Source organism: Chryseobacterium gotjawalense, from assembly GCF_030012525.1.
GTDB classification, from domain to species: domain Bacteria; phylum Bacteroidota; class Bacteroidia; order Flavobacteriales; family Weeksellaceae; genus Kaistella; species Kaistella gotjawalense.
In genome coordinates this window covers 2,985,362-3,009,001 of record NZ_CP124855.1, presented here as the reverse complement: position 1 = coordinate 3,009,001, position 23,640 = coordinate 2,985,362, and the positions used below count along the sequence as shown (strand labels likewise).

19 protein-coding genes are annotated in these 23,640 nt (G+C 39.8%); 11 read left to right on the top strand and 8 right to left on the bottom strand.

Features of this window, described 5'->3' with window-relative positions; translation table 11 throughout:
- Positions 1-192: 192 nt before the first annotated feature.
- The 3 genes from QGN23_RS13745 to QGN23_RS13735 form a co-directional block, all read right to left on the bottom strand.
- Complete coding sequence (locus tag QGN23_RS13745) at positions 193-1,089, bottom strand: IS3 family transposase (protein ID WP_282904812.1); 897 nt, start codon at positions 1,087-1,089, stop codon at positions 193-195.
- A 23-nt stretch (positions 1,090-1,112) separates the two neighbouring features.
- Positions 1,113-1,379, bottom strand: coding sequence for a transposase (locus QGN23_RS13740; RefSeq protein ID WP_133439681.1), 267 nt, complete (start codon positions 1,377-1,379; stop codon positions 1,113-1,115).
- Between the two features lie 1,182 nt (positions 1,380-2,561).
- A complete protein-coding gene (locus QGN23_RS13735) occupies positions 2,562-2,957 on the bottom strand; it encodes a helix-turn-helix domain-containing protein (RefSeq protein ID WP_282904811.1) in 396 nt (131 codons plus the stop codon).
- A gap of 1,028 nt (positions 2,958-3,985) precedes the next feature.
- Here QGN23_RS13735 and QGN23_RS13730 point away from each other — a divergent pair.
- The 3 genes from QGN23_RS13730 to QGN23_RS13720 are packed head-to-tail and all read left to right on the top strand — an operon-like array spanning position 3,986 to position 10,847.
- On the top strand, positions 3,986-6,997 hold the full coding sequence (locus tag QGN23_RS13730) for a SusC/RagA family TonB-linked outer membrane protein (RefSeq protein ID WP_282904810.1): 3,012 nt from the start codon (positions 3,986-3,988) through the stop codon (positions 6,995-6,997).
- A gap of 12 nt (positions 6,998-7,009) precedes the next feature.
- Positions 7,010-8,392 (top strand): RagB/SusD family nutrient uptake outer membrane protein, encoded by a 1,383-nt coding sequence (locus QGN23_RS13725; RefSeq protein WP_282904809.1) that lies wholly within the window; start codon positions 7,010-7,012, stop codon positions 8,390-8,392.
- Positions 8,379-10,847, top strand: a complete 2,469-nt coding sequence (locus QGN23_RS13720; RefSeq protein WP_282904808.1) for an alpha/beta hydrolase family protein — start codon at positions 8,379-8,381, stop codon at positions 10,845-10,847. Before QGN23_RS13725 ends, QGN23_RS13720 begins: the two co-directional genes overlap by 14 nt.
- Positions 10,848-10,881: 34 nt before the next feature.
- Here QGN23_RS13720 and QGN23_RS13715 read toward each other — a convergent pair whose 3' ends face one another.
- From QGN23_RS13715 to QGN23_RS13700, 4 genes are all read right to left on the bottom strand, one after another.
- A complete protein-coding gene (locus QGN23_RS13715; RefSeq protein WP_282904807.1) occupies positions 10,882-11,160 on the bottom strand; it encodes a DUF6520 family protein in 279 nt (92 codons plus the stop codon).
- Positions 11,161-11,206: 46 nt separating this feature from the next.
- Positions 11,207-12,700, bottom strand: coding sequence for a MauE/DoxX family redox-associated membrane protein (locus QGN23_RS13710; protein ID WP_282904806.1), 1,494 nt, complete (start codon positions 12,698-12,700; stop codon positions 11,207-11,209).
- A 176-nt stretch (positions 12,701-12,876) separates the two neighbouring features.
- Positions 12,877-13,674, bottom strand: a complete 798-nt coding sequence (locus QGN23_RS13705) for a hypothetical protein (protein WP_282904805.1) — start codon at positions 13,672-13,674, stop codon at positions 12,877-12,879.
- Positions 13,675-13,697: 23 nt separating this feature from the next.
- Entirely contained in the window at positions 13,698-14,309 is a 612-nt protein-coding gene (locus QGN23_RS13700) for an N-acyl amino acid synthase FeeM domain-containing protein (RefSeq protein ID WP_282904804.1), read from the bottom strand.
- Positions 14,310-14,440: 131 nt separating this feature from the next.
- Between QGN23_RS13700 and QGN23_RS13695 the strand changes: the two genes are divergently transcribed.
- On the top strand, positions 14,441-15,196 hold the full coding sequence (locus QGN23_RS13695; RefSeq protein ID WP_282904803.1) for a response regulator transcription factor: 756 nt from the start codon (positions 14,441-14,443) through the stop codon (positions 15,194-15,196).
- Positions 15,197-15,680: 484 nt separating this feature from the next.
- On the opposite strand, the gene QGN23_RS13690 is transcribed toward QGN23_RS13695, so the two are convergent.
- Entirely contained in the window at positions 15,681-16,454 is a 774-nt protein-coding gene (locus QGN23_RS13690; protein ID WP_282904802.1) for a ThiF family adenylyltransferase, read from the bottom strand.
- Between the two features lie 149 nt (positions 16,455-16,603).
- Here QGN23_RS13690 and QGN23_RS13685 point away from each other — a divergent pair, with 149 nt between their 5' ends.
- From QGN23_RS13685 to QGN23_RS13655, 7 genes are all read left to right on the top strand, one after another.
- A complete protein-coding gene (locus tag QGN23_RS13685; RefSeq protein WP_282904801.1) occupies positions 16,604-17,443 on the top strand; it encodes an RteC domain-containing protein in 840 nt (279 codons plus the stop codon).
- A gap of 430 nt (positions 17,444-17,873) precedes the next feature.
- Positions 17,874-18,077 (top strand): hypothetical protein, encoded by a 204-nt coding sequence (locus tag QGN23_RS13680; protein WP_133439817.1) that lies wholly within the window; start codon positions 17,874-17,876, stop codon positions 18,075-18,077.
- A 1,085-nt stretch (positions 18,078-19,162) separates the two neighbouring features.
- Positions 19,163-20,194 carry an IS110 family RNA-guided transposase gene (locus QGN23_RS13675; protein ID WP_282904800.1) on the top strand — a complete coding sequence of 344 codons (1,032 nt, stop codon included), beginning with the start codon at positions 19,163-19,165 and terminating at the stop codon, positions 20,192-20,194.
- Between the two features lie 544 nt (positions 20,195-20,738).
- Positions 20,739-21,497, top strand: a complete 759-nt coding sequence (locus QGN23_RS13670) for a hypothetical protein (protein ID WP_282904799.1) — start codon at positions 20,739-20,741, stop codon at positions 21,495-21,497.
- A gap of 2 nt (positions 21,498-21,499) precedes the next feature.
- Complete coding sequence (locus tag QGN23_RS13665) at positions 21,500-21,904, top strand: DUF5675 family protein (RefSeq protein ID WP_282904798.1); 405 nt, start codon at positions 21,500-21,502, stop codon at positions 21,902-21,904.
- Positions 21,901-22,119, top strand: coding sequence for a hypothetical protein (locus tag QGN23_RS13660; protein WP_282904797.1), 219 nt, complete (start codon positions 21,901-21,903; stop codon positions 22,117-22,119). Before QGN23_RS13665 ends, QGN23_RS13660 begins: the two co-directional genes overlap by 4 nt.
- Before the next feature lie 1,120 nt (positions 22,120-23,239).
- Positions 23,240-23,470: a hypothetical protein gene (locus QGN23_RS13655; protein WP_282904796.1), complete on the top strand. Its 231-nt coding sequence runs from the start codon at positions 23,240-23,242 to the stop codon at positions 23,468-23,470.
- The last annotated feature ends 170 nt before the right edge of the window (positions 23,471-23,640 follow it).

The window sequence follows — 23,640 nt, the reverse complement described above, 5'->3', positions numbered from 1 at the left end:
TTCAGAATTCCAGATTATTTAACTGAAACTTTTGACGCTTTGAAACTGGTTATCCAAATTGGTTTACCAAATATAGCAATACTTTACCTTATACACAATAGCTTCATCAGCTCATCTAGGAAGAACTAAGATAATAATCAACTTATAATATTTGTCAAACATGGAACGTTCTACACTGTAATCTTCCCTTGTTTAGGCACACTCAAAAGTAGAGTTTTTTGTTAATATTTTATTGTTGTCGTTGTTGAAATTTTGTTGGAATGTGGGAAACTCATTTGCGCTATTTTGATTGAGTTTTCCATATTTCAATAAAAAATCCCGTGGCGTAAGGTATTGTAACGCACTATGCGGTCTCTCATTATTGTACATCCACATCCATATTTCTGCATAATTTCTCATTTGTCTGATGTTCTCAAAGAGGTAAACACTTAAAAACTCTGTCCGGAACGTTCTGTTAAACCTCTCAATCAATGAGTTTTGTGTAGGTTTCCCTGGTTGAATGAAGCCCAGTTCGATATTTTCTTTGTTGCAATAATCTTTCATCTTTTCTGCAATAAATTCCGGTCCGTTGTCCACTCTTATCTTTTCAGGTTTTCCCCGCCATTCAATTAATTGTTCCAATTGCGAGATTACTTTTGCAGAGGGCAAGCTGCTATCAATAGTGATGTTTAAAATCTCTCTGTTAAAATCGTCAATGATATTAAGGGTTCTCACGCTTTTGCCATTTTCCAAGCTGTCGTGCATAAAATCCATGCTCCAAGTAACGTTCGGATAGATAGGGCGAACCAGTGGTTGTTTTATCCGTGCTGGAAGCCGCTTTTTCCTTTTACTTCGCAAATTTAATCTCATCGACTTATAAATCCGATAAACCCTTTTGTGATTCCATCCAAAGCCTAAGTTTTTCAACCGATTGTGCATCATCCAAAAGCCCCACGTTTGATTAGAATCTGCAAGTAAAATAAGTTCTGCACGGATCTCATCATCTGAACTTTTAAATACCTGACGATAATAATAAACTGAACTTCTTAAACTGAACACTTTACACGCATTGCGCAAACTCATGTTATGGATTTCTTTCGAATAATCCACCAACTCACGCTTCTCACAAGGCGTTAGAGCTTTTTTTCGATCACATCTTTTAAGACGACAATTTCCAAAGTTTGCTCAGCTACGATCTTTTTATATTGCGAAAGTTGCTTTTCCATCTCTTTCATTTTTGAAAGTTGCTGAACATCCAATCCACCATATTTACTCTTCCACTTGTAAAAGGTTGGCTGGCTAATTCCATGCTCCCGGCAAATCTCATTCACCGTTTTTCCTTGATTTTGTTCAGATAATATCTTGATGATCTGAACTTCTGAAAATTTACTGTTTTTCATAGTCTTTCAAATTTAAAAACTATATTTTTAAATGATCCTATTTTTGGGGAAGATTACAAACCCATTCTACAATAATTTTCATGTAATTATCATGAATCAATTCGTCATCTGTTTTAACGATACTTCATAAGAGCTCCTCACATTCATATCAATGCTCTTCAATGGATTTGTCTTTAGCGGGGAAGTATTTCTTTTCTTCATCATTTGTGTTTTGCTTTCCCCTAAGGCGATCCGAAGAATCAATGGTTTGATGTGGTAATGTGCTGATGTGATAATGGCAATGTGCTGATTTGGCAATGTGCTGATGCGATCATTCGGTGCTCTGGTGAGAATGGAGATTGGTGGCAAAACTGTAAATTAATATCCTGCGCAATCCGTTACCATCCAGCGCCCATTATCAAATAACAAAAGGATTTGTCTTCAGCGGGAAAGTGACCCCACTGTAAAAGTGTTTCTACACGCTTTCCCCTAAGGCGATCCGATAAATTACGGTGGCTGAGCGAAGTCGAAGCCAAAAGAGAAAAGAATAAAGAGAAAAGAATTAAGAGAAAAGAATAAAGAGAGAATAAATTAAAGCCTAATGTGAGGAACAATTCCGCACTTAGTCTATCATCTTTTTTCTTTTTTCTATCCTCTAATAAAAAAACGCCCTTTCCCTAAAGTTTGCAGCCGCAGGAAAGAGATCAGTTAATTAATAAGGAGCAACAAAATTTTCGCCTCTTACCAGACCCGTCCCGCTGTCCGCTATATCCCGCTTTGCGGGGATGCCGCTGCCATCGGGGCTAGAATTTCAGGCATTTCTCCTCTTCAAACGCTACCCCTTCGCCACGAATCCCGTCGGGTGGCTTATTTTTAAAACAAACCACCGCTCTCCGAAGTGTCCTCACTTCGGAGCATTTTGATCAATCTGTACGCGAATTGATCTGCCAGAGACCTACTCTCTTCTTAAAAAAAATATACCATCCCAAAACAAAGCTCCGAAGTCGGGAGACTTCGGAGATCGGGCAAAGCAGCTCCGGAAGGATTTATATGAAACAGATGTTCTGCTGCAACAGTGTTCCGATCGGTATTATGAAGCAATTGGGAAGTAAACCCTTACCTACTCTAGGTTTTCCTTAAAAAAAAGCTCCAAAGTCGTGAGACTTCGGAGAGAAATTTGATTTCGTATTTTAGAGGGAGATTTTAATTATTTTCACTCTCTAAATCATTTATCTTTTCATACCATTCTTTATACAATTTTTCACCTTCTATTGAATAATTAGTACTTGAACTTACAACTTCAATTTTATTATTTCTATAAATAGCACACATCATAAAATTATAGTCACATAATTCATATAATGAAATATTAAAAGCAGCTGCTATTTTATTTAAAGAATCTACTCTTGCATTTGTTTTTGCATTCTCTACTTCACCAATAGTTCTTCGTGACAATCCATCAACAAGCACCTCCATAAGTTGTTGCGTAATTCCTATTTTTGACTCGTCAATATTGACAATACTATCTCTAATACTCTTGACATGAATTCCCAACTTTTGCCTCTCTAAAAGCAAATTTAAAGGCTCTTTCTTTTCCATAATTTTAAAATTGCCATTTAAATGCGAAATAATATGCTTCCTTTAGGCTACATTGATATTATTTTATTATATTTGTAAAATAGTTACGATAAAAGTAACTTTGCGATACTTCAAAAATATATAGAAGCTATTGCTTAGAGTCTCGGATCAGAAAATCGCCAATTTTCAAATTTGCAACGAGAGGATAAGTAAAGTAGTTCACGACCATGGCGTGAACTCACTTTCGGAATCTGTTGCACGGTGTTTGGCGATACCTCTGATTCAGATGTTGATGTTAGTGAGTTCCACGCCGTTTTATTTTTGGTCAACTCCAATCCTAAGCCCCGCTTTTCTATAAAAAATAGTAGACGACACTTACAATGGTGTGCACAACCATTGCGGCTTCATTGCTTCGCGGGAAATCCGGTTTAGAAAAACCCTTGCTACAATAATTTTCATGTCCTCATCATGATTCACCTCGTTATCTGTTTTACCGACACCTCATAAGAGCTCCTCACATTCATATCAATGCTCTTTAAAGGATTTGTCTTTAGTGGGGAAGTACTTCTTTTCTTCATCATTTGTGTTTTGCTTTCCCCTAAGGCGATCCGAGAGGATAATGTGATGATTTGGTAATGTGATGATGTGATGATGGCAATGTGCTGATGCGATCATTCGGTGCTCTGGTGAGAATGGAGATTGGTGGCAAATTAATATACTGCACAATCCCTTACCATCCAACGCCGATCATCAAACAACAAAAGGATTGGTCTTCAGCGGGAAAAGTGACCCCACTGTAAAAGTGTTTCTACACGCTTTCCCCTAAGGCGATCCGATAAATTACGGTGGCTGAGCGAAGTCGAAGCCAAAAGAGAAAAGAATAAAGAGAGAATAAATTAAAGCCTATGTGAGGAACAATTCCGCACTTAGTCTATCATTTTTTTTCTTTTTTCTATCCTCTAATAAAAAAACGCCCTTTCCCTAAAGTTTGCAGCCGCAGGAAAGAGCAGAAATAGTAATTAAAATTAATTAAAAACCAATACAAAACTATGAAAAAAATCCTATCAACCATAGGAGTTGTTTCTTGTTGCCTCGTATTTTCTGCGGTACACTCGCAGGTCAAGGCGCAGACCCGTTTAGTCACGGGACAGGTCAACAACGGAGAAAAACCCATCAGCGGTGCAACCATCACGCAGGAAGGAACCAATCAAATGACTACCACGTCTTCCTCGGGAACGTTCAACCTCCAGATTACTGGCGAAAATCCAGTACTCATAATCAGGCATCCGGAGTACAGTGAAAGAAAAATAACAACTGACGGGAAATCCACTTTTACGATTTCTCTTACAGAAAAAGTAAAGTCGATTGAGGAAGTAGTACTCAATGCGGGGTACTACAAGGTGAAAGCCAAGGAAAGTACGGGAAGTATCGCAAAAGTAACCGCTAAGGATATCGAAAACCAGCCTGTGAACAATGTACTGTCCGCCATACAGGGAAGAATGGCTGGGGTAAACATTACCCAGAATAGCGGCAACGCAGGTGGTGGCTATGACGTACAGATTCGGGGCAGAAATAGTTTGCGCAATCCACTGAACAGTGCTACCGATGGAAATCAACCACTTTATGTTGTGGATGGCGTACCGTTTTCCGGTGAACTTTCTTCTACCTATTCTGTAGGAGTGCTGCCTTTAAAAAATATCAGCCCGCTCAACAGCATCAACCCCAATGACATTGAAAGTATAGAAGTTCTAAAGGATGCAGATGCAACAGCCATTTATGGTTCCAGAGGGGGAAATGGGGTAATTTTAATTACCACGAAAAAGGGAAAATCATCACCTGTTCGATTGAACCTGAACACGAGTACAAGCTTCAGCAAAGTCGCCTCTACACTCAAAATGATGAATACTGCTGAATATATTGCCATGCGCAAAAAGGCTTTTGCCAATGTAGGCATAACAACCTTCCCTGCCAATGCATACGACATCAATGGTGCATGGGATCAAACTCGATATACAGATTGGCAGAAAGAACTCATTGGCAGAACCGCCGGGAATACTACCGTGCAACTTTCCCTATCTGGTGGTTCCGAAAAAAACAGCTTTTTAGTAAGCGCTTCCCATAGTGATCAAACTTCGGTATTTCCCGGTGATCATCATTTTAAGACCAATACCGTTTCTACCCATTTTAACCATCAATCTGCAGACCGTAAGTTTTCACTGGGATTAGCGAATGCTTTTTCGGAAACAAGCAATAACAATCTGGATACCGACTATACCAACAAAGCATTGAGTCTGTCTCCAGATGCACCATCCCTTTATGATGACCTGGGTAATTTAAACTGGCAGAAAAACACCTTTAACAATCCCCTTTCTCAATTGAATGCAAGTTATTCAAACAAAACCAAATACCTGAATCAAAATCTCAATGTAACCTACCAACCTTGGATTGATTTTGCCTTTAAAATGAATGCTGGGATCACTTTTCAGGATATAGAAGAATTTTCTCTTACCCCCAACACCGTTTTTAATCCAGCCTCTCCTTCTGGGGCAAATGCCTCTACCTCCTCTGCTTCACGCGGTACGGGATCTGTTTTTTCCTACATAGCAGAACCTCAAATCTCGTGGACCAAAAAATACAGCCGCCATCAATGGAATATACTGCTTGGATCTACTTTCCAGGAAAGCCAGTCCAAAATTTCCGCCATTCGGGGTACCGGCTTTTCAAGCAACTCATTAATCTATAATATTGCTGCAGCAAATACCATTTCGTTCTCCGATTTCAGAACCATACAATACCGATATGCCGCAGTTTTTTCGCGATTAAATTACCAGTTTGCAAATCGTTATATACTTAATTTAACTGCAAGAAGAGATGGCTCAAGCCGCTTTGGTGCTAATAATCGTTTCGCAAATTTTGGTGCGGTGGGTGCTGCCTGGATACTTTCTGAAGAGCAGTTTTTGAAAAACAGTTCCTGGTTATCTTTTGCAAAACTAAGGGCAAGCTTTGGTCAGTCAGGTAGTGATGCAATCGGAGATTACCAGTTTACTGATACCTACACCTTATCCTCCTCTTCTTATAATAATATTCCGGGGCTCTATCCTTCCCGTTTATACAATCCTGATTTTTCTTGGGAAAAAACGAACAAACTGGAAACCGCACTGGAAATTGCTTTCTTAAAAAATCGCATCTCTTTAACAGCCGCTTGGTACAGAAACAGATCTTCTAATCAATTGGTCGGGATTCCTTTACCTGCTACCACTGGCTTTAGCACTATCCTTTCTAATCTCAATGCAACGGTAGAAAACAGTGGATTTGAAGCAGAGACCTCCATCATTCCTTTGAAATCAGAAAACTTCCAATGGAATGCTTCTTTTAACATCAGTGTTCCCAAAAATAAACTGCTTTCTTTCCCCGGATTGGAAGGTTCTACGTATGCCAATTCTTATACAGTCGGTGAATCGATCTATGCGGTAAAATTGTTTGACTACCAGGGCATCGACCCTGCAACTGGCAAATATGTTTTTACAGATTATAATGGGGATGGTAAAATTACGGCTCCAGATGACGCCCGGGCAATTAAAAATTTAGGACCAAAATATTTTGGTGGATTCCAAAATGAAATCTCCTATAAAAAGGTAAAGCTCTCATTTCTGTTTCAGTTCGTAAAACAGGAGGCCTATAATTATATCAGAACCATGAGCACTCCTGGTGTGATTGTAAACCAACCTGTCGAATTTCTAAATGTCTGGTCTGCAGCCAATCCTTCGGGAATTATAATGCCCTATACTCCAGGGACTGATGCAGCAACGAATGCCCTTACAGCAAATTTTAAAAATAGTACAGGGGCGGTTGGGGATGCTTCTTACATCAGATTAAAAAACCTTCAGCTGAATTACGGTATTCCACTTCAAAGCACATTTGTTCGCGAAGCGACTTTGTATATGCAAGGTCAAAATCTTTTGACCTGGACCAATTATTTCGGTCTGGATCCTGAAATGGTGACCTCTGGATATCTCCCTCCCCTTAAAACGTTGTCCTTAGGATTTCAATTAACTTTTTAAAACAAAATCAACATGATTACCAAAAAAATAATCACCAGAAATACAGTGGTACTTGCCCTTTTTCTTTGCATGATACACTCTTGTGAAGAAGCACTGGAAGTGAACCCGCCAATCAACCAGATCAATGCAAATCAGGTGTTTGAATCGACGAGTACCGCAGATGCTGCATTAAGCAGCCTTTATGCAGAACTACAGGCTTATTCACTATTGAGTGGCTCATCGTCGGGCGCAGGAGCACTTCTCGGCTCGTATACCGATGAATTAGTGAACTACAGCACAGCCTCCAATGCTGATTTTGATATCTTCAGCAATAGCATGGTTTCAACGAACACCAAAATAAAATCGGTCTGGGCAAATGCGTACAAAGAAATCTATATGGCAAATGCCATCATTGAAGGGGTTAATAAAAGCACAGCGATTGCAGATCTGGATAAAAAACGGATAAAAGGAGAAGCGCTCTTTGTTCGCGCACTTATTTATTATTATATCAGCCAGATTTTTGGAGCCATTCCTTATGTAACAACCACCGATTACACCGTAAATCAATCGCTCGCAAAAACCAATGAAACAGAACTTTTAGTTAAAATTCAGAATGACCTGTCCGAATCTTCATCGCTTTTAAACGACATTTATAGAAATCCTGACAGAATATATCCCAACAAAAAAACCGCAGACTTACTCCTTGCTTCCGTTTTGATGACCCAAAATCACTGGCAGGATGCTGAAATCTTGTTGAAAGGAATTATTCAAAATGCCCTTTATACCTGGCAACCCGATTTGTCTAAAACTTTTAAAATGAATGGGAAACATATTTTGTGGCAATTAAAGCCTTTGCAGGCAAATAATGCAACCAGTGAAGCACTCCTGTACTATTTCACAACGGCTTTACCAAATACATACACCCTTTCTGATAACTTGTTTGCTTCTTTTGACACCAACGACCTCCGAAAGCAGCAATGGATAAAAACGCTGACCATTAACCAGAAAAATTACTATCGCACAGATAAGTATCGCAATATCTCAGCGAATACGGATGAATATTCGATTGTATTTCGTTTGGAAGAAACCTATTTACTTTTAGCAGAATCCTTGGCACAACAGGATAAAAAAACAGAAGCCTTAACTTATCTCAATGCAGTAAAAGCAAAAGCAGGCATTACTGCAACTCCTGTTTCGGCGACCAAAGAGCAAATATTGTCCGAAATAATCAATGAAAACAGGAAAGAATTTTTTACAGAAAAGGGGATTCGTTTCCTATCTCTAAAAAGAGCAGGAAAACTGAATGGATTGTTGAGCACCAAACCAAACTGGAAAACGTATCATCAAAACTGGCCGCTACCCAATTCTGAACTGTTATTAAATCCCCATTTAAATCCGCAAAATGATGGTTATTAAAAAGAAAACAATTTTTCTGATGGTTATTTATCTGATGGTTGCAAATTTCAGTTTTGCTCAAATGAAAGATTTTAAAGCAAATGAGTTTGCAGGTCACACGTATAACCTCTCCTGGCTTACGTGGTCTCCGGATAAAAAATATGTTTCTTTTCAGAAAAGCTACGAATATTCCAGTGATACGCTGTCTTTAATAAATGTAAAACATCCTGAAAAAATCATATTTCAGTCGGCAGGAATATATCCTAATTTCCTGCATTACTCCAAAAAAGGTCATCTTTTTATGCGCGGAGCCAAGACGGCTCAACTACTGAAATTACCCTCCGTAAAACCCATAATATGGGAAAATATCACCGATGCCTTTTATCTGGAAAAAGAGGAGAAAATTGCAATATTGCAAAAAGACATCCTACGGATTTATAATGAAGATGCGGAGTTAATTGATGAAATTCATGGAGTGAATGCTATCAAAAAGAATAAGGATATTTTGTTTTTCACAGGTCGAAACAAAAATCTGTACGAGCTGATAAAATGGACTGCCAATCTAAAAACTACACTCAACTCTTCCACACATAAGAGAATGAATATTGTTGGTAATGAGAATCCCATTTTTTTCATCGCAGAACGAGATTCAGCAACCACAAAAAATAGGGTTAAGTATATTAACATCACCACCCGCAAAGAAATAATTTTTCAGCCACCTTCTTCTCACCTTTTAAAAAATGTGGTTCAAGTGTCAAAAATTGGTACAAGCAAATTTCTTATGACCTACACAACCACCCTCCCAAAAAATGAAAAATCTACTGTTGACATATGGTATGTCAATGACCGTAATTTGGCGAAGAAATTCCAGAACAACGTCGGACTGGAGAATGTAATTTGGAATCCGGAAAAATCGGAATATGTACTATTGAATAATGATCGTTTTCCGAAACATATTCCTATCGGACACGGTGGTTACGTGCTTGCATTAGACCCCACTGCAAATCAGGATTACACCCATGATAAAATTGAATCTGAGCTTTATCGATATGACGTAAATACTAATAGATACGAGTTTTTAGGAAAAGTAGGTGTAAACTGCTATATGGATGATAAAGGGAAATACCTTCTCTCTTACCTCAATCAAAATTGGATATTATACACGATTTCTACCATGGAAAATAAAGCTCTGACCCTTGAAGCTGACCTCATCCCTTATTTTAGCTTAAGTGGCGAAAAGATTATTTTTGGAGGACATCAAAAAATAGCAGAATACAATATTTCTGCTTCAGAATTAAAAGCGACCAGAATACCCCAAGGATTTAATGCAGAAATAATAAGTGGATCCAGTGAACCACTGGGCATTGACAGCCGGTTTACAAAAAACTCCTATGATGATAGCAAAACAACCCTTATTAAAATATTAAATCCCGAAACTTCTGACCAGACTTTGGGAACCTACCGTAATCAATCATTTCAAGCACTATACCACTCTTCTGATGATTTGGTATCAATTCCTTTAATGAAGGACGCCAATAGCATCTTATACCTTAAAAGCAATTACAACAAACCACCCGTTTTAATCAGAAACACAAACAGCAGAGAAGCAGCTATTTTTCATTCAAATAAAGAAGACGATGCAGTTTTTAACTATAAAAAAACTCGGACCTATTATCGCAATTCGATGGGCATTCCATTAACTGGATTGCTGTATTATCCTGCGCATTATAAAAAGGGCAAAAAATATCCTATGGTAGTAGGGATCTATGAATTAATGAGAAATCAAAGCAATAAATATTTAAGAGATGGATTTATTGGGAGTGTCGAAGGATTTAATATGAGAAACTTTTTGGATCGTGGTTATTTTATCTATTTACCAGATATAACCTATGACGGCAGAGGTCCCGGTAAATCTGCCGTAGATGCGGTAGAGTCTTCGTTGGACGCCTTAGCAAATATTGGAGAGATTGATTTTTCAAAAGTGGGATTAATAGGGCATTCTCATGGTGGGTACGAAACCAATTTTATTGCCACACAGAGCAAACGTTTTGCTGCCTATGTGAGTGGTGCAGGTAATAGCGATTTAGTACGCTCTTTCCATTCATTCAACTACAATTTTTTAAGTCCTTTTTATTGGCAGTTTGAAGAACAGCAATACCGAATATATAAACCGTTTGCAGCGGATAAAAATTTATATCTAGAAAACAGTCCCATATATCATGCAGAACAAGTAAGCCAGCCTATTTTGCTTTGGGCTGGAAAAGAAGATCGAAATATTGCATGGGATCAAAGTATGGAATTTTATCTTGGCTTAAGAAGAAATGATAAGAAAGTCATTGCTCTGTTTTACGAGAAAGAGGGACACAGTTTTTCAGAGCGGCGCAACAGAGAAGATCTTTTTGTGAGAATAAAAGAGTGGTTTGACTTTCATTTAAAAGGAATTAAAACCCCTTGGATTTCTGAAATGTATCAATAAAAAAAGGGATGCCAATTGGCATCCCCATTTCAGCTTATTGTTGTACTCTTTCAAATAGTTTATCCGGACAGCTGGTTCCGTTCAGTTGATAAAGAGGTTCACCACCCATACCTACATCTGCTGTACAGATTATAGTTCCAGTGGTATCACATGTTTTACCAACGTTAATACATTCTTCCTCTTCGCCAAAATGATAAGCATAACCTGGTTGTACCGATTTTGCATCATCTTTTGTAACATGAGACGCATATGCGCTTCCTGCTCCTGCCAATACCATTACAGCTGGCAATAAGAGCGCCTTTAAATTTTTCATAATAAAAAATATTTAAAATGGTGCCTACTCTTGTAAGGGTTTTCGGCTACTCCCTCTGAATGAAACTGCTGGTCAGCGTCTGCGCACAACGGTACCGTACAATTTCATTTCCAGAAATAATGTAAAAATAATGATCAGTCATAAGCATTTGAGACATTTTATTCTTTTTACGATGCTGAACATAAAAACTTCCCCAATAGCCTCCAGACGATGTCATATATACATCGATGACACTATTTTTTTTCCATAAATCTTTAGATTCATACTTTCCTATCAAATTCGCATGATTGAAAAGTAACCCTTTATAAGCCATCATATTTCTATTGATTAAAAGCGAGGGTTGATTCATCTTCGACCGCCCGTCTTTTAATTTTTTAACTTTCAGTGCTGGCTTATCATAAGGATCAATGGTCTTCATCTTCCGAACAATTTTCGCGCTTGCATTCAGTTTAAGGATCGTGTTTTTATAGTAGAACATATAATAGATATCGCCTAAGGCAGTATCATATAAAAGCTTACCGTCTCCCTCAAATCCACCGTCGGCTTTATTGCTCAGAAGGGTCTGATTAATGGCAACCTGTGGTTTTTCAAGTAGTGACAGTGACGCAATTCCCAATCTCTTCGAAGCATAATCTTCCACACGCAACAGATATTGCGAAGGGGAAACAGCGACCAGTTGATCAAAGTAAACTTGATTACTACTCCTTACAACAAGTGGCATAGAAAGAGAATCGAGTGACTGGCTGTAAATAACTGGAACTGTTCCGTCAAAACCATAGAGATTCCCTTGTACAATGCAATACCTTAAATTTTTGAACCTAAAATTAGAGCCTGGATTAAGATTAATCGTATCCATTTTTTGCATAAGAGAATCTAACTTAAAAATTCTGAACGGATTGCTTGGATTTCCCAGATAAAGATCACCCTTATGGTTTCCCGCAAAATAAAACGAGTTTACACCCAGATCGAAAGACTGCTCTTCCAAAATGGGATGATGCGGAAATCTCCTCGTAAAATTATTCTCCTTTTTCATGATATACTCAGAAGAAAGAAACAGGGCGACCATGCTGCCCGCTGAGAACACTGCGATGAGTGCTGCTGCAGCGATACGGCTCCAGCCGTGCGCCCGTTCTTTCCCCATGAAAACACTTGTTGTTAATGCCAAAACAACGCACACTCCATTGAAAATCAAATGTTCATCCCAACTCATCTTCTCCAGAATTCCACCACAGGAGCATGGTATAAAATCACTATAATTCAGAATTAAATAAATATAAACTGTAAAGGCGACCATCAATCCAAATGAAGCGTACAATCCTATCCGTCTTACTTTTGGATCAGCGAGTACTCCTGCAATCATCACTTCGATAATGATGACCGCATAGGAAATAAATCCTGCATATGCACTCAGCAGAGGCGACTGCGCCAACTGAACCTGGAAATTTTCAAAATCCAACATTTTACTTCCCGCTGCATACGTAAAAAGTAAAATAAAAGCGTACGATGCGTATATAGCCAATTTGTTAATTAAGGTTTTCATGTCTGCATTTTTGATAGAGTAAAATTGCGACATCCCTTTTTTAAATACATGCACATTAGAGGCAGAAGTATGTATAATAAAAACATTCTTATGTACAATAATGACGTTCTTATGTATAATAAAGTCGTTTATATGTATAATAGGGTCAACAGAATAATAAAGTCGGTACGGTAAAGTCACTGTTGTAGCGCGATCCGGAGAATGCGGTGGAATGGAAAATGGTAGGTTCTGTGGAATAGAATATAGAGTTGATAGTAATTTGCAAAGCCGTTTTCATAGGCAATTTCCTTATAGCTCAAAGTACTCAACAGGAGGTCTTCGAGTACAGGAATCATTTTGATTTTAAGATAATGATGGTAAAAGGAACTTTCAAAAAACGAAGAGCTGTCTTTTCTAAACTGGCGGTAAGACAGACCTTTGCTGTTCACAAAAGCCTTTAAGGTCCCATGCTCATCAGGCTCATACGTTTCCAGCAGTTTCAGCAGGTACCGGTACCTGCTATTTCCTATCGATGCGGGAGGCCTGGGGTAAACCGTTTGATGGGTCACAACAGAAATGGTGTAGTGGTACTGCTCTTTGGTGACCACCCCTATAAAAATCTGAATTTCCTCTGAACTGATCTGTTGCACATGAATGGGCAGAAAAAAACGGTCTTTGGAAACCGAGCCGGCCATGCGTTGATAAGCTTCAGTGAGCAGTTTCACAATCTCAGCGTACTCCCCATTGGAGGTAAGTTCTTCTTCTGCCTCCTGATAGGTAAAGACAAATCCCTTATGATAATATTCGGTGTGCTGATCCAGAAAATGAATAGCCTGAAACAGCCTGATATACTGCCTGATAATTTCTTTAGTTTGCGAAAAAACAGTCTCACTCGACAAATACTGGCGTTCCGGTGATGAATCACAAAGCACACAATAACGTTCTAATGCTTTTTTCAAATGCTTTTGTAAAAGATCAAGATGATAAGTATTCATGGCTGTAGGTTCATATTAGGAAACTATTGCCAAAATATCCCCAATTCATTACGCAGCAGATCCCTGTTTCTGTTCAGAAAACTTTGATAGCCCGCCCACGGCAACTGGATCGGTATCGTCTCTGATCCCAGATAGTGAATGGGAGCGCCGATGGCTTCAGCTTCTATTCCCAGAAGCCGGATGGTCCGCAATAATTTCAGGTCACATTCCGCGAAAACAGTTCCGCCTTTTTCCCCGGTCGCAACATTAAGAGCCAGTACCATAAGCGTTTTGAAGATACGGAAGCCCCGGTCATCCGACCCTTTGGCAATGGCAAATCTTCCGATATGGTACATCGGCTCTTCTTCACCAACTAATGCATTGAGCTGGATAGGAAAAAGTTTTTCCGTCGGCAGCTGCTGAGAAGCGGTTTTCTTGAAGATTCTGATACTGCCGCAAATGTGGTCTTCTGATACCGCAACAAAAATATGCGAATTAGAGTACTCTTCTTCCTCCGCACAGAGCGCTGATGTTTCAGCCTCAAGATCTTTACTGCACATACCACCACAGTGATGAAGATAATTTTGAAAGAGGACAAACGAAATCAGTGAATGAGTACACTGGCTTGCAAGCTGATAATAATGGATGCTTTTCATGATAAAACAGTATTTTTAGTAAAATTATTCCCCTTTTATCTCATGGTATCTACACTTTTGTGTAGCTTTGATAAGCAGGTCAGAATACTACACAGGAGTGTAGCGGTATTGCGGGGCATGCTCATAATGATATGGATGATATACAGAAGTTCTTTTTCGGAAAGAATACAGTACGTTCTTTATCCGAAGCCGAGTGTGCCCAAAGCCGGAATTATCTCGAAACCCTGCGTGCAGTTTCAAGACTCACTTACATGAGCATGTACGTGATCGACTACCAACTGAAGGAATTTGAATACGTTTCAGACAATCCTTTTTTCCTTTGTGGCCATACTCCTGAAGAAGTGATGAAGCTGGGATATGCTTTTTACTTTAAGCACGTTTCTCCTGAAGACCTGGAAATGCTGATCAAAGTGAACGAAATTGGCTTTAATTTCTTCGATAGGATCCCGCTGACTGACAGGAAGAGCTACAGCATTTCCTATGATTTTCATTTGCTGAATGCAAAAGAAAAAATATTGGTCAATCATAAACTGACGCCAATTTTTATTACTGAAGAAGGAAAAATATGGAAGGCGCTCTGTTTGGTTTCTCTTTCAGCGAACACTTATTCCGGCAATATTATCCTTTCAAAAGAGGGCGAAGATTCTTTTTGGGAATTAAACATATCCAATGCTGAATGGCATAAAATGGAAAAAATGAAATTAACCGACAGAGAATTGCAGATTCTCCGTTTGCATGCGCAGGGCCTAACCATAAGCCAGATCGCATTACAGATATTTATATCCATAGACACCGTGAAATTCCACCGCAAAAAGCTCTTTGACAAATTACACGTAAAAAACATCGCTGAAGCACTCGCCTACGCAACAAACAATAAATTATTATAAACCTGAGCCAGATTGACAAACTGTTATAAAAAATCAATAAAAAAATCAAATTCATTTGCCCCAACCCTTACTTCGGCAGGCTCAGCATAAAAAAGGGAGTAAATTTGATTTTCCTATAAACCTGCGATTATAAAACGAAATTATATCGACTTAGGAGATTTTTGCGTTAAGAAAAATGAAGATTTCTTCCCATCCCACTCTTTCAACTAGCAAAACTTAAAAATTTCCAGTGTTTGAAGTCTCGTCCTCAAGACGAGACAAGTTTGGGGATTTTCTTAGAAGAAATCTTCATTTTTTAGTAAAAAGATCCAGTCTTGACCTTTTTGTTACTTTTTGTGTCAAGACAAACCATTGAAAATGGTTCGCTGATTCCATTGAAAAATATAAAAGATGAAGCAAAAAGTAAAAGAATAAATCACCACTGATCGAGTGGCAATAATTTCCGATATTTAAAAATAATAAATCAATAATAATCGAACACAGATTACAAGAATGCGGTATCCTGTAGAACCTCTTCCGAAAAAAGCGAACAAAGATAAAATTCAGGAAACTTCTTATAAAACTTTCCCGTAGCCATCTTCACCAAAAGATGCGTACACATAGCAGCAGCATACCAGGAACCGATAGCGAGCTGTGGCGGTGGCAGGTCTGAATTCTCCAGTTTATATTGAGAGAGGATCTCTTCCAGCCATCTTTCGGGTTTTTGCCAGAACCTTCGGTAGCTGGCAGCATATTCTACGACTTCAAGTTCGTTTAAATTTTCAGTCTTTCCGATACTGGTTAGCGGTGGACTGTCAGGTGTCAGGACAGTAACCATACTTCCCCATCCTAAATTGTAAGGATGCACAACCGGAAGCCCGTTTTTTAAGCAAAGCTGATCAAAAACCACAGGAATTTCATCTTGGAAATCCAAAGCATTGATCGCTGCCTTAAATTTCGCAACTTCCGGCATTTGATCCCTTGTAATAAACCGGTTCATAAAACTGATTTCAGCCCTACTGTTAATACTTTTCAGCCTGTCATATAGTGCTTCTGCCTTCGGGGTCCCTATTTGAGTTTCCGTGTAGTTTTGGCGGTTAAGGTTAGAGTCTTCAATGAGATCACCATCCACCACGCATATCTTTTCAAATCCGGTGCGGAGTGCGCATTCTGCAATATTGCTCCCAATCCCGCTCCCGGCAATCAATAGAGAATAATTCTTAATCTTTTTCTGGTCAGCGGTACTGATGTAAATCCGGTTTCTTAAATATCGGTTCATATAAAAAACAGTTTATCAAATCTATCCATTTTTCTTCGGTCACACTACTACACAAAGGGGTAGTTTTCCACTCTTTTTCTTCTAACTAATCTGGAGTGTAGTGCAGGCAGAGATACCGACCCATACATTTGAATTTAAAACCGACTGCCATGATGAAGTTCATTATAAATCTTGAAAATGAATTAGAAAGCAAAATCCTGCTTCTGAATTTAGAGCAGGACAGACCTTTAAAAAGAGCGGAAGCCGCAATACTTGAAATCAACATTGCGCTGAAGAAACTCAAATCGTTTGTATTAAGATACAGATTCACTTCTGAAAGCGAAGAAATAGATTTCTTTAAGAACCGAAAACCATTGGTATTGTCAAAATTGATTTATTACAATGACATTTTCAGAATTGAAACCCGGAAGCCCAGCGGTGGCGAGAAGATGATCCGAAAATATTATCAGACTGAACTCAGTAAACTTAAAGGTTTCTTTGAAGAAAATGTCGATTTCTATGGATATTACCGAACCAACAGCACCTACCTTGACCATAAATATTTTATCCGGAAGAAATTGGATATCCGGCTAAGCCTTGATTCCTTTGTTTTTGAAACAGATTCTAGATTCAGTACTTCACATGATTATAAAGTCGCAAAAATAATGGCCAATGATTTACTGGAAGTTTACCTCAATGATGAACTGATAAAACTCAACCGCCAAAGCGAAGAACACTACTCGATCCTGACACCCAAAACAAAACTCGTGTGGTCAGACAACAAAACTGCCCTGATCGAAATAATTTACGCGCTGCATTATAAAGGATCGTTCAACAACGGAAATGCAGATATCAAAGAAATCAGCGCCTATTTTGAAGCCATTTTCAGCATCGAACTGGGCGACGTGTACCGTACCTATCTCGAAATAAAAAACAGATCAGCCCGCACAAAATTTCTCACGGGTCTGGAAGAACTCTTAAACCGAAAAATGGAAGACAGGGATGCCTGATTTTTAATCTCAACCGTAATTTTTACTGCAGACAGTCAATTCTAAAAACACCCTTTTTAGCAAAACATCCCCGTCAGAAAACTGAAAGTATTTTTACTTTTTATGCATCTCCGTAATTAGTAATTAAAAATACTTTTATTCTGCGCCTTTGCTAAGTGAAATCGAAGATTCGACGAAGTCAAACGCCTTTGCACCTTAAAAAAGTGAGAAAAAAAGCCTATTTGTAAATAAAATCTTTGTCTCGTCCACGACGAGTTTAAAAATTTTCCATGATGATTAAAGACGGATATTAATACTTTTTTAAAGAAATTAGTCCGTCAAAAAAGCTTTCTATTGCACTTCATCAAAAAAAAAACCACCCAACTTGGGGGGACCTTGCGTATTGAATACGAATTCCTATCCCAAATTTGTAAGAACAAAACCACCAACCATGAAACCCAGAATCCCACGCCTCTGCATTTATACCAAAGACGTGCAGTGCATCACCGGAAAAAGCGAAAGATACAGCCGCGACCTCATACACACCATCAAAAAATCACTCAACAAAGAACCTCATCAGGTCCTCACCGTGGCAGAATTCTGCACTTACATGGGAATCCCTCACGAATCCATCCAACACCTCATCATCAACTGAACCACAACTCCCTACTACGCACCCCTCCTATAGCTGAAACGCGCGCTCCCCGGTGGCTGAGGCTCTCCCCGGTGGCTGAGGCTCTCGAAGCCACCAATCGCTCAGTAAAAAATGCAAAGTTATAATAAGACTTTGCGGATCCTCCGCCTTCGGGAGCCTCAGGCATCAGTTGCGTACCCGCATGAAAAAGTTTTGAATACGGTGAGCTCCCCGGTGGCTGAGGCTCTCGAAGCCACCACAATGAGCATTCCCACAGATCACACCCATTCGCTTCCTCCTAGCTCCGCAGCCGGTGGCTGAGGCTCTCCCCGCGGTGGCGGTGGCTCTCGAAGCCACCACAATGAGCATTCCCGCAGATCACCCATTCGCTTCCTCGTAGCTCAGAGGCCGGTGGCTGAGGCTCTCGAAGCCACCACAATGAGCATTCCCGCAGATCACCCATTAGCTTCCTCCTACCTCCGCGGCCGGTGGCTGAGGCTCTCGAAGCCACCAATCGCTCAGTAAAAAATGCAAAGTTATAATAGGGCTTTGCGGATCCTCCGCCTTCGGGAGCCTCAGGCATCGGTTCTATACCGCGATCAAAAGGTTTTGAATACGTGCTATTCCGCTCTCCGAAGTCTCCGACTTCCCCAGCTGGCACTAAACCCCGTCTTAGGAGATTTTTGCGTTAAGAAAAATGAAGATTTCTTCCCATCCAAATCTTCAAACGAACATACCGCCTAAAAATCCCCTTTGTCCGAAGCACGGCCATAATCTCGTTTAAAAGCGATATTTTGTTCCCGTGCAAGTTTGGGGATTTTCTAAGAAGAAATCTTCATTTTTTAGCAAAAAGATCCAGTCTTGAACTTTTGGTTCTCGTATGTTTGCAATAGTATAAATATCAGTTACTTTGGAGAATAAAGCTAAGAGACAGAAGAAATATTTTGTGTCAGGTAATTAAGTTTAATATACCGTAAAAAGAAAGATTCTCTGTCTCTAAGTTTCTCCGAATCTGAACAGTACTTAGGGAGTTTAATACATCCCGTATAAATGCGAGAAAAGATTAAAAGGAACTGTGGCTTTTTTCCAATTAAAATTAAAAAATTATGGAGAAACATTGTATAGGGATTGACGTGTCAATGGACTTTTTAGATTGCTGTTTCGCAACTTCAGATGGTTTTCAGAATCACAAAATTGGAAAGAGTAAAAGGTTTGGCAATAACCGTGAGGGTTTTAAAGAACTTTTGAAATGGACAAATCAACAGAAAGTTTTGGCGGAATTAATCTTTGTAATGGAGGCAACAGGAGTTTATTATGAGCACTTGGCGTATTATTTAAGCGAGCATGATTGCAATTTGTCAGTCTTACTCCCTAACATGGTTAAGCATTACTCTAAGAGTTTAAATGTAAAGACCAAGACGGATCAGAAGGATTCTGAGGTTCTATGCAAGTTAGGATTAGAAAGAAAATTAACTCATTGGAACATGCCGAGTAAAATCATGCGGGAATTAAAGTTTTTCAGTCGTGAATATCGTGAATTAAAGTATAAAATCAACCAAATTAAAAATCAATTACACGCACGCCATCATAGCCACGGATGTCCTTCTTCAACAGAAAAAAGGATGAAAAAGCAACTCGCTTTACTTGAAGCCCAGGGCTTGGAAGTAGAGGCAGAATTAAGAATGTTGATCATGTCCGATTCTGAGTTTTATGAGAAGATTCAAAAGATTTGCACTATACCGGGAGTAAGTTTTATAACGGTAGTATGCATCGTAGCGGAAACCAATGCCTTCGCTCTAATAACGAACACAAGGCAATTGGCGAGTTATGCAGGATTAGATATTCAGCAAAACCAATCTGGTAACCGAATAGGCAAAACAAGAATCTCCAAAAAAGGAAATAGTTTTATCCGTTATGCATTATATATGCCCGCCTTGTGTGCCAGTAGATTTAATCCAGTAATGAAAGATTTTTACAATAATTTGAAGGACAGAAAGCCAGCAAAAAAGATAGCAGTAACAGCTGTGGCTAGAAAGTTATTAATCTTAATGTATGTCCTATGGAAAAGCGATGAAGAGTTTGATTCATCTTATGAGCAAAAAAAAGAAGACAGGATTGCGCCTGCCTACACAGGATGAACATAAAGCTCTCCTTAAAATAGTTTAAACAAATATCGAAAAATATTTGGAAATTAACACAGTACCTTTTGTTTCAAGACAAAAGAACGTAAAGAAAAAAGAAATCACCACTGTTCAAGTGGCAAGCAACTGACCCTATTTGCCAATAAGAAACATCAATGAAAAGCGCTCAGTGGCGCAACCACTAGTTCACACGTTCACAAGCCCACAACCCCACCATTCCACACCCTCTCCACCCATTTTTATGAGATGCTCCAAAGATGCTTCATGGATGCTTCATGGATGCTTCATGGATACTTCATGGATAGTTCATGAGGAGTTCATGAAAACTCCTGCGTAGAAACCGGAACAAACAGCACTTTTCGGCAAATTCGGCATAATCCACCCCATTCCGGAAATAAACGGCGTTACCGGCTAAAAACGGCGCAACCGGTATGAACACTTGCTTCGTATGAATTTTATACCAAATTTTGCCCCGTGATCACAACAGGTTTTACCGGATGTACCTCAACATCTGAATCTTTAATTTTTAAAAACAAACAAAATGGCAAGACAAAAAGGTCTTATTAAATTGAAAGGTACCATGGGGGACATCACCTTCTACCGTACCAAAGACGGCTACATGGCCAGAGAAAAAGGCGGAATCACCGCAGAACGGATGCAGAACGATCCCAGATTCCAGAGAACCCGGGAAAATATGGCAGAATTCGGAAGAGCAGGTAAAGCAGGTAAAGTGCTGCGTTCCTCCATTCAGAGTCTGCTCAGAACTTCGGCAGACCGCAGAATGGTCAGCAGACTCACCAAAGAGATGGTCAAAGTCATCCAGCTGGATGCAGTCAACCCACGCGGGCAGCGGAATGTCATCGACGGAGAGGCTGAATTGCTGCTGGGATTCGAATTCAATATTCACGGAAAATTGGAACATTCAATCTCAGCACCCTTTACCGCAACTTTAGACCGGGTTACTGGCGATGCGGTGGTTGAAATTGAACCGTTCATCCCGACGGAAAGCCTCGGAGCACCCGCAGGCAGCACCCATTACAAACTGGCTGCTGCGGCCATGGACATTAATTTCGAAACCGGAACATTTGTTTCCGAAAAGAATGCAACACCCGTGCTACCGATTGATACGGTACTCACCACAGCGGTGCAGCTGAACAACAACCTGCCGGAAAACTCGGTCAACCCGCTCTTCCTGGTGTTCGGGATCAATTTCTATCAGGAAGTCAACGGTACTTTTTACGAGTTGAAAAACGGGGTCTATAATGCACTGCAGATTGTCAACGTCTCAGGTACCCCATAACCATGGAGCTTCAGGTGATCAGAACATGCTATCCCCAAGGAACCAACGGGGTACTGCTCTTCAACGGGATGGAACTCTGCAAAACGGTGGAACTCCCCTGGAAGAACAACCAACCGCGGGTTTCATGCATTCCTCCGGGAAACTACAGACTGCGCAAACGCTGTAGCCCAAAATTCAAATCCCATTTTGAAGTCATGGATGTTCCTGACAGGAAATACATCCTCTTCCATGCCGCCAATGATGCCGGCAGAGAACTCAGGGGATGCATCGCGCCGGTCACAGAGCATACCGGTGAAGGAAAAGGCAGCGCCTCCAGGGCTGCTTTGCAAAGAATGAAAGACCGCCTTTATCCGCTAATGGATAATGGTCACGAAATAACGCTAACCATAAAAAACGCTGAAAAATGAAAAACATCATTCAGAGAATGCAGGAACCCACGCCACGGTTCTTCCGCAAAATCAGAAATGCGGGCCTCCTGCTCACCGCCATAAGCGGAGCGGTACTCACGGCACCGGTAGCTCTGCCCGCGGTGCTCATCACGGCAGCCGGCTATCTGGCCATCGCAGGCGCCATCGCCAGTGCCATCAGCCAGACGGCCATCACCGATGAAGGGCAGCCATGATCCACTTTGACAGTTCACAGCGCATCAGTGCGTTCAGTGGCGTGGCACTCATTGTCCTGATGCAGATTGAAAGCGGGGAAGTCCTCAAAACCGTCGTTTTGGCAGGCCTCGGAGGAATCTCAAGTTACCTCTTCACCCTCGCGGTCAAATTTCTTCTGATCCGTTTCAGAAAGAAATTCAAATAAAACCAAAACGGAACCAGCCTCCCTCCGGGGAGGCTTTTATTAAAACACCCAAAAAACACCCGCAAAAAAAACAAACAGTCTAACCCTAAAAAACAAAGAAAATGGCAACAATTACCCAAATTACAATGATCGAAAAGACATCGCTACATCACGATTACACCGTATCGCCAGTTGGCACTAAACCCCCGACTTAGGAGATTTTTGCGTTAAGAAAAATGAAGATTTCTTCCCATCGAAATCTTTAAACGAGCACAACACCTAAAAATCCCCTTTGTCCGAAGCACGGCCATAATCTCGTTTCGAAACGATACTTGGTTCCCGTGCAAGTTTGGGGATTTTCTAAGAAGAAATCTTCATTTTTTAGCAAAAAGATCCAGTCTTGACTTTTTTGTTACTTTTTGTGTCAAGACAAAAAGTAAAAGAATAAAGAAAAATCAAATTCATTTCTCCAACCCCAAAAGGAACGACTTCGATTTTTCAACAAAACCTGAATGTAAAAACCAAATTAAAATGACTTAGGAGATGTAAAAAAAAGATGCTTTTGCTACGGGAATCCTCATAATCAGATTATTCCCATCGCCCACAATGACACCGCCTTTTTAATGAAAACTGCTTTTCTTGGAGGGTCGACTTAGGAGATTTTTGCGTTAAGAAAAATGAAGATTTCTTCCCATTCAGCTTTTAACCGAGCATACCCGCCTAAAATACCCACTGTTCGAGGGCGGCAATAACTTTAAATCGATAACAAATCTTGTTTCCGCCCGAGTCTCGTCTTAGGGACGAGATAAATTTTGGGGATTTTCTAAGAAGAAATCTTCATTTTTTAGCAAAAAGATCCAGGTCTTGATTTTTTGGTTCTTTTGCATCAAGGCAAAAGAACTAACAACCAACAATTTACATTAAAAGAAACACTCTAACCCTTAAAAACAAAAAAAATGGCAAAAATCACAAACTTCACTAACTTTAGCGGAACAATAAACGGACTCGTATACTACATGGCCAACGGCAAACAATTCGTCCGAATGGACAAAAAAAAAGAAACTTTTACGAAATTACAAGAACTTCCAAAAGAAACCCTGCCAAGTATAGAGGCCTTCAATATCACCAGTGCAATAAAGTCAATGAACCATCTTATAACCGCCCTGAAAAAGAATTCCAGACTTTAAAAACACCAAAACAAACAGCAGCTGACTTTCATACAGACAACACTAAAAACCCTGGCTTAGAAAATGCAGTAAGAGATCATACTGAAATAAAATTCACGGTCAGGGGAACGAAAACCGATCTATACATCATCATCTTACAGATCAATTTCGAAACCGGAGATTTCCGGCGT

Coding starts and splice junctions, on each gene's coding strand:
- QGN23_RS13705 (WP_282904805.1), bottom strand. CDS start 13,674: ATGAATACTTATCATCTTGATCTTTTACAAAAGCATTTGAAAAAAGCA.
- QGN23_RS13730 (WP_282904810.1), top strand. CDS start 3,986: ATGAAAAAAATCCTATCAACCATAGGAGTTGTTTCTTGTTGCCTCGTA.
- QGN23_RS13740 (WP_133439681.1), bottom strand. CDS start 1,379: ATGAAAAACAGTAAATTTTCAGAAGTTCAGATCATCAAGATATTATCT.
- QGN23_RS13695 (WP_282904803.1), top strand. CDS start 14,441: ATGGATGATATACAGAAGTTCTTTTTCGGAAAGAATACAGTACGTTCT.
- QGN23_RS13715 (WP_282904807.1), bottom strand. CDS start 11,160: ATGAAAAATTTAAAGGCGCTCTTATTGCCAGCTGTAATGGTATTGGCA.
- QGN23_RS13720 (WP_282904808.1), top strand. CDS start 8,379: ATGATGGTTATTAAAAAGAAAACAATTTTTCTGATGGTTATTTATCTG.
- QGN23_RS13680 (WP_133439817.1), top strand. CDS start 17,874: ATGAAACCCAGAATCCCACGCCTCTGCATTTATACCAAAGACGTGCAG.
- QGN23_RS13685 (WP_282904801.1), top strand. CDS start 16,604: ATGATGAAGTTCATTATAAATCTTGAAAATGAATTAGAAAGCAAAATC.
- QGN23_RS13660 (WP_282904797.1), top strand. CDS start 21,901: ATGAAAAACATCATTCAGAGAATGCAGGAACCCACGCCACGGTTCTTC.
- QGN23_RS13725 (WP_282904809.1), top strand. CDS start 7,010: ATGATTACCAAAAAAATAATCACCAGAAATACAGTGGTACTTGCCCTT.
- QGN23_RS13665 (WP_282904798.1), top strand. CDS start 21,500: ATGGAGCTTCAGGTGATCAGAACATGCTATCCCCAAGGAACCAACGGG.
- QGN23_RS13670 (WP_282904799.1), top strand. CDS start 20,739: ATGGCAAGACAAAAAGGTCTTATTAAATTGAAAGGTACCATGGGGGAC.
- QGN23_RS13690 (WP_282904802.1), bottom strand. CDS start 16,454: ATGAACCGATATTTAAGAAACCGGATTTACATCAGTACCGCTGACCAG.
- QGN23_RS13710 (WP_282904806.1), bottom strand. CDS start 12,700: ATGAAAACCTTAATTAACAAATTGGCTATATACGCATCGTACGCTTTT.
- QGN23_RS13675 (WP_282904800.1), top strand. CDS start 19,163: ATGGAGAAACATTGTATAGGGATTGACGTGTCAATGGACTTTTTAGAT.
- QGN23_RS13735 (WP_282904811.1), bottom strand. CDS start 2,957: ATGGAAAAGAAAGAGCCTTTAAATTTGCTTTTAGAGAGGCAAAAGTTG.
- QGN23_RS13655 (WP_282904796.1), top strand. CDS start 23,240: ATGGCAAAAATCACAAACTTCACTAACTTTAGCGGAACAATAAACGGA.
- QGN23_RS13700 (WP_282904804.1), bottom strand. CDS start 14,309: ATGAAAAGCATCCATTATTATCAGCTTGCAAGCCAGTGTACTCATTCA.